Annotated in this window: 7 protein-coding genes; 4 read left to right on the forward strand and 3 right to left on the reverse strand. The window is 76.0% G+C overall.

Annotation, left to right across the window (positions count from 1 at the left end; genetic code table 11):
- Positions 1 to 20: 20 nt before the first annotated feature.
- The gene (locus tag ACWGE1_RS39680) at positions 21 to 767 is read right to left on the reverse strand and encodes a VIT1/CCC1 transporter family protein (protein WP_453425331.1); all 747 of its coding nucleotides are present in this window, start codon (positions 765 to 767) and stop codon (positions 21 to 23) included.
- 89 nt (positions 768 to 856) lie between these two features.
- Between ACWGE1_RS39680 and ACWGE1_RS39685 the strand changes: the two genes are divergently transcribed.
- Positions 857 to 1972, forward strand: a complete 1116-nt coding sequence (locus ACWGE1_RS39685) for a PP2C family protein-serine/threonine phosphatase (RefSeq protein WP_453425332.1) — start codon at positions 857 to 859, stop codon at positions 1970 to 1972.
- A gap of 27 nt (positions 1973 to 1999) precedes the next feature.
- Here the strand turns inward: ACWGE1_RS39685 and ACWGE1_RS39690 are convergent, their stop codons facing one another.
- On the reverse strand, positions 2000 to 2251 hold the full coding sequence (locus ACWGE1_RS39690; RefSeq protein WP_030012991.1) for a hypothetical protein: 252 nt from the start codon (positions 2249 to 2251) through the stop codon (positions 2000 to 2002).
- A 107-nt stretch (positions 2252 to 2358) separates the two neighbouring features.
- Between ACWGE1_RS39690 and ACWGE1_RS39695 the strand changes: the two genes are divergently transcribed.
- Complete coding sequence (locus ACWGE1_RS39695; protein ID WP_453425333.1) at positions 2359 to 2745, forward strand: ArsC/Spx/MgsR family protein; 387 nt, start codon at positions 2359 to 2361, stop codon at positions 2743 to 2745.
- Position 2746: 1 nt separating this feature from the next.
- On the opposite strand, the gene ACWGE1_RS39700 is transcribed toward ACWGE1_RS39695, so the two are convergent.
- A complete protein-coding gene (locus ACWGE1_RS39700; protein WP_453425334.1) occupies positions 2747 to 3604 on the reverse strand; it encodes an alpha/beta fold hydrolase in 858 nt (285 codons plus the stop codon).
- A gap of 64 nt (positions 3605 to 3668) precedes the next feature.
- Here ACWGE1_RS39700 and ACWGE1_RS39705 point away from each other — a divergent pair, with 64 nt between their 5' ends.
- Together ACWGE1_RS39705 and pdxR are read left to right on the forward strand one after the other, a co-directional pair.
- Positions 3669 to 4190 carry a MarR family transcriptional regulator gene (locus tag ACWGE1_RS39705; protein ID WP_453425335.1) on the forward strand — a complete coding sequence of 174 codons (522 nt, stop codon included), beginning with the start codon at positions 3669 to 3671 and terminating at the stop codon, positions 4188 to 4190.
- A complete protein-coding gene (pdxR, locus tag ACWGE1_RS39710) occupies positions 4187 to 5623 on the forward strand; it encodes a MocR-like pyridoxine biosynthesis transcription factor PdxR (protein WP_453425336.1) in 1437 nt (478 codons plus the stop codon). The genes ACWGE1_RS39705 and pdxR overlap by 4 nt, the downstream gene beginning before the upstream one ends.
- Positions 5624 to 5706: the final 83 nt, after the last annotated feature.

Here is a 5706-nt window from a genome sequence, read left to right on the forward strand (position 1 = left end):
GGGGCCGGGCGGAGCCCGGATCAGGCGGCCGTGCCGAGCCAGGTGCCCACCGCGTAGGTCACGGCCATGGCCAGGGCGCCGCCCAGGACGTTGCGGGCGACCGCCCTCGGCACCGGGGCCCCGCCCAGCCGTGCGCTGATCACCCCGCACAGCGTGAGCACCGCCAGCACCGTCACCGGCACCCGCGCCGACGGCCCCGGCAGGATGATCGCGAGCAGCGGCAGCAGCGCCCCCACGGTGAAGGCGATCAGGCTGGCGAAGGCCGCGTGCCACGGGTTGGCCAGCTCGTCCGGGTTGATCCCGAGCTCCACCCGGGCATGGGCCCGCAGCGCGTCCCGCTCCGTCAGCTGCTCGGCCGCCTCCCGCGCCACCTCCCGGCTGAGCCCCCGCCCGGCGAGCAGATCGGTCAGTTCGTCGAGCTCCGCCTCCGGCTCCTCGGCCAGTTCCCGGCGTTCCATGTCGAGCGCGGCCCGTTCGGAGTCCCGCTGGGAGCTCACGGAGACGTACTCCCCCGCCGCCATCGACAGCGAGCCCGCCAGCAGCCCGGCGACACCCGCCGCCAGGATCGCCGGGCGCGAGGTGGTGGCCCCGGCCATGCCGACCACCAGACCCGCGGTGGAGATGATCCCGTCGTTGGCGCCGAGCACACCCGCGCGCAGCCAGTTGAGCCGCGTGCTGATCTCCGCGCTCTGCGAGCCGTCGCCCTCGCCGTGCGCCTCGATGTGCGCCCGGCCGGGCCGCTCGCCCGCGCCGTCGCTTGCCGTCACGCCCCCACTGTCGCGGCCCGGGGCGTACGGGGCCACCCGGCGGGCCGGTCCGGGGTGCGCGGGTCCCGCCCCCGTACCAGGGTGGAGGGGTGAGACGCGGACGCGAGGAGCCGGGCAGGCTGCGCGGGGAGCCGCCGCCGCGCTGGGCCCGGATCGCGCCCGTGGTGGCCCTCGTGGCGCTGGTGCTCGCGCAGGCGGTCACCCCGGACGTGGAGCTGGGCTTCTTCCTGGCGGGCCTGCCCCCCGTGGCGGCATTCGCCTACGGGGCGGGCGGGACCGCGGTCTTCGCCGCCGTCGTCCTCCTGCTGCTGGGGCTGCCGACCCTCGGCGTCGGCCATGCCCGCGGCACGGACCTGGCCACGGTGGCCGCCGTCGGACTGCTGAGCGTGGTGATCGCCTGGGTCCGGCAGCGGCGGGACGCGCAGCTGGTCAGCGTGCGCACGGTGGCGGAGGCCGCTCAGCTCGCGGTCCTCCCCCCGGTGCCGGAGCGGGTGGGTCCGGTGCGCTGCTCGGGCCTCTACCGGGCGGCGCAGCAGGGCACGCTGGTGGGCGGCGACCTGTACGACGTGCGGGCCGGGCCGTACGGGGTGCGCGCTCTGGTCGGGGACGTGCAGGGGCACGGCCTGGCGGCGGTCGGCACGGTGGCGGCGCTGCTCGGGGCCTTCCGCGAGGCCGTGATGGACGACGCCGGGCTGGGGGCGGTCGCGGCCCGGCTGGACCGGCGGTTGGTGGCGGACGCCGCGGCCGGCTCGGTCGAGCATCCGGAGCTGTTCGCGACGGCGGTGCTGCTGGAGTTCCCGCCCGGGCTGGAACTCGTACGGATCGTGTCGTGCGGGCACCCGCCGGCCCTGCGGGTGCGCGGGGCCGCGGTGGAGGAGGTGGCCGTGGAGCCGGGGCCGCCGCTGGGCCTCGGGCTCGCCGGCCCGGCCCCGCCGATGGTGACGGAGCTCCTCGTGCACCCCGGGGACCAGCTGCTGCTGCACACCGACGGCGTGACGGAGGCCCGCGACGCGGCGGGCAACTTCTACCCGCTGGCCGCCCGGGTGCCCGTACTGGCTCGGGACCCGGGAGACCTGGTCGGCGCGGTGTGGCGGGACCTCGCGGCCTTCACGAACGGCGGTCCGCACGACGACGTGGCCCTGCTGCTGCTGTCCCTGGACGGATCGGACCGGGGTGGGTCCGGCGGCCCCGACCGTCCTCGGTAGGTCGGGGCCCCGGCACTGCGAGCGCGGCTACGACTCCATGATGAACGCGCGCACCATCTTGCAGGTGACGTTCGACGGCCGGTGGATCCCCGTCCGGACGGCCATCGTCCGGATCTTCCGGTTGGTGGCACGCCGAGCGTCGTACGTCCCCGAGTCGAGCAGGGATATCGCCAGCCGCATCGCCTTCAGCCGGCGGTTGTGGCTCTCGTACCACTCGCGGGGCAGCCCCGCCGGCAGCGGCTTCTTCTTGACGTGCTGGACGGTGGTGGCAGTGGCCATCTACAGCCTCCCAAACGGTAGTTGGCTTCCTGTCGTTCTCCCTCGATTTTACCGGGGACCACTGACAGAAGACCCTGGCCAGACCGGCTCTGGGTAGGGTTGGCGCCATGGAGATCTGGATCAATCCCGCCTGTTCCAAGTGCCGCAGCGCCCTGACCCTGCTGGATGCGGAGGGCGCCGATTACACGGTGCGCCGCTACCTGGAGGACGTGCCCTCCGAGGACGAGATCCGTGCGGTGCTCGGTCGTCTCGGACTGGAGCCGTGGGACATCACGCGCACCTCGGACCCGCTGGCCCGGGAGACCGGCGTACGGGACCTGCCGCGCGAGGAGACCGACGCGGCGCGCGGGCTCTGGATCGCCCACCTGGCCGCGCACCCGAAGCTCATCCAGCGCCCGATCATCACCGCCGAGGACGGCACGGCCGTGGTCGGCCGCTCCGAGGAGGCCGTCCGCGAGGCCCTGTCCCGCAAGGGCCAGGCGGACACCCACTAGGTCAGGGCGCGAGCCGCCGGGCGATCTCCCCGGCCGCCGTCAGCGGCAGCGCATGGTGCGAGACCCCGGGCAGTACGCCGATGCGCGCGCCCGGCAGCGCCGCGCGTGCGGCCCGGGCCGCACGGCCGGGGTCGTGACAGCGGGCGAGCCCCGCGAAGAGGATGTCGACCTGTGGGCCCGCGAGCCCGGCCAGGTCCGGGCGCGGCCCGGTGACCGGCCGGACGGCGGGGAAGCCGGAGGTCTCCTCCTGCAGCCGCAGCCAGGCCGGATCGAGCGCGGCCGCGCGGGTCTCCCAGGCGAGGAAGGAGCGGATCCGCTCCGGGGTCGGCCGGACCAGCACGGGCAGCGCGCGCAGCACGTAGCCCGGGCGCAGGCCCGCGAAGACCTGGGTCGGGTCGAGCAGCACCAGCCGGCCGATGCGGGCCGGGCGCCGGGCCGCGTAGTGGGCGGCGATCCAGGCACCGTACGAGTGCCCGCCCAGCACCACCGGCCCGTGCGGGCCGGGCCCGCCGGGGGCCGCGCCGGGCACCGCGTCCAGGACCGCGTCGAGCCAGCCGACCAGGTCCACGGCGGACCGGATCGCCCGTCCGGGCGCCGGCACGCTGAGCCCGGGGTCCCCGACCAGGTCCACGGCGTGCACCCGGTGGGTGCGGGCCGCCCCGGCTGCGGCGCAGGCCCCCCACACGGTGGAGGTGGACCCGCCGCCGGGCAGCAGCACCAGCGGCGGGGCGTCGGCCGGGCCGCAGCTGTTGACGCGGGTGACCCCGTACGGGGTGGGCAGGTCGACGGCCTCGACGGGCCCGGGCCACCGGCCGAGCATCTCGTCGTAGGCGGCGCGGAAGGAAGACGTTCGGGGCATGTCCGCTCCAATGTCTCGCCAGGCGATAATCTCGCTCAGCGAGAGATTCTAGGCAGGGGGCGGTATGGACGACAACGGGGAACGGGACCACCGGGAGCCGGTGAGCGGGCAACAGGCGGGCGGGGAACCGGCCGGCACAGAGCCCGACAACCTTCGACTGGTGCACATCCTGAGGGCGGTGACCGTCGAATTCGGCCTGCGCCAGGCGGAATTCGCCACCCGCAACGCCATGCACCCCACCGACGTGCGCGCCCTGATCTGCCTGCTGGACGCGGCCCGCGCGGCCGAACCGGCCACCGCCGGCCTGCTCGGCGCCCGGCTCGGCCTCAACTCCGCGGGCACCACCGCCGTGATCGACCGCCTCGAACGGCTCGGCCACGTGGCGCGGATCCGCGACGACCACGACCGGCGCCGGATCCTGCTGCGCGTGGAGCCGGCCGCGATCCGTCTGGGCCGGGAGTTCTTCGGGCCGCTCATCGACGGGGTGCTCCAGGTCCTCGACTCCTTCGACCCCGCCGAACGGGAGACCGTACGCCGCTTCCTGACGGCCACCCACGCCGTCTTCGCACCGGAGCCGCGCCCATGACCGCCCCCGACCCGGGCGGCTCCGACCCGGGCGGCTCCGACCTCCACCTGGAACTTCCCGCCGAGGGCGCCCGGCGGACCGCGCTCGCCCAGGCCCTGCGCAGCGCCGTACGCAGCGGCCGGCTGGCCGGCGGGACCCGGCTGCCGCCGTACCGGACCCTGGCCGCCGACCTCGGACTGGCCCGCAACGCCGTCGCCGACGCGTACGCCGAGCTGGTCGCCGAGGGCTGGTTCACGGCCCGGCAGGGCTCCGGCACCCGGGTCGCCGAAGGCATCGCGACCACGGACGCGCCGACCGCCACGGCCGGACCCGCGCCCGCGCGCCCCCGCCACGACCTGCTCCAGGGCAAGCCCGACCCCGCCTCCTTCCCGCGGGGCCCCTGGGCGGCCAGCGCCCGACGGGCCATGGCCGAGGCGCCCACCGAAGCCTTCGGCCCCGGTGATCCGCAGGGCCGCCCCGAACTGCGGCGGGCCCTGGCCGGCTACCTGTCCCGGGCCCGGGGCGTGCGCTGCACCCCCGAGAACATCGTGGTCTGCTCCGGCTTCGCGAACGGACTGCGGCTCCTGACGTCCGTCCGCCCCCGCGACTGGGCGGTCGAGGAGTACGGACTCCCCTTCCACCACGGCATCCTGCAGGCGGCAGGGGTCCGCCCGCACCCCGTCGCGGTCGACGAGGACGGCGCACGGACCACCGAAATCCCCTCCCGGGCCCGCACGTTGCTGCTCACACCGGCGCACCAGTTCCCGACCGGCGGCCGCCTGCTGCCCGCACGGCGCGCCGCCGCCGTGGAATGGGCCCGCGGCGCAGGTGGCGTGATCGTGGAGGACGACTACGACGGGGAGTTCCGCTACGACCGCAAACCGGTCGGCGCGCTCCAGGGACTGGCTCCCGAACACGTCGTGTACGCGGGTTCGCTGAGCAAGAGCCTCTCCCCCGCGCTCCGCCTGGGCTGGCTGGTCCTCCCGGACCTCCTCCGCGACCAGGTCCTGGCCGCGAAGGGAATGCGGGAGTCCTGGGCGAGCGCGCTGGACCAGCTGGCACTGGCCGACTTCATCGAGTGCGGTGCGTACGACCGCCACGTCCGCCGGATGCGCTCCCGCTACCGGGGCCGCCGCGACCAGCTGGTCGCCGTACTGGAGGCACACGCCCCGGAGGTCCGGGTGACCGGCATCTCGGCCGGGCTGCACGCCGTACTGGAACTCCCGCCGGGCCGGGAAGCCCCCGCCCTCGCGGCGGCCCACGCTGCGGGCCTGGCCCTGGACGGCCTCTCCTCCTACCGTCACCCGGCGGCCCCGACCCCACCCCGCGAGGGCCTGGTGGTCGGCTACGCGGCGCCCCCGGACTCGGCGTTCACCCGGGCGGTGGGAACCCTGGCGGGCGTGGCGGGCCAGGCATCGGCCCCGCAGCCGCCACCGGAAACGCCCCGACCGTAGAGCCTGGGGGGCTTCGGGGGGGGCGGTGGTCAGGGAGGCGTATGGGGGTTTCCCGTCAGTCCCATCGTCTCTCCGTGTCGGGC

The organism is Streptomyces sp. NPDC054932, from assembly GCF_053610205.1.

Coding starts and splice junctions, on each gene's coding strand:
- ACWGE1_RS39695 (WP_453425333.1), top strand. CDS start 2,359: ATGGAGATCTGGATCAATCCCGCCTGTTCCAAGTGCCGCAGCGCCCTG.
- ACWGE1_RS39705 (WP_453425335.1), top strand. CDS start 3,669: ATGGACGACAACGGGGAACGGGACCACCGGGAGCCGGTGAGCGGGCAA.
- pdxR (WP_453425336.1), top strand. CDS start 4,187: ATGACCGCCCCCGACCCGGGCGGCTCCGACCCGGGCGGCTCCGACCTC.
- ACWGE1_RS39700 (WP_453425334.1), bottom strand. CDS start 3,604: ATGCCCCGAACGTCTTCCTTCCGCGCCGCCTACGACGAGATGCTCGGC.
- ACWGE1_RS39690 (WP_030012991.1), bottom strand. CDS start 2,251: ATGGCCACTGCCACCACCGTCCAGCACGTCAAGAAGAAGCCGCTGCCG.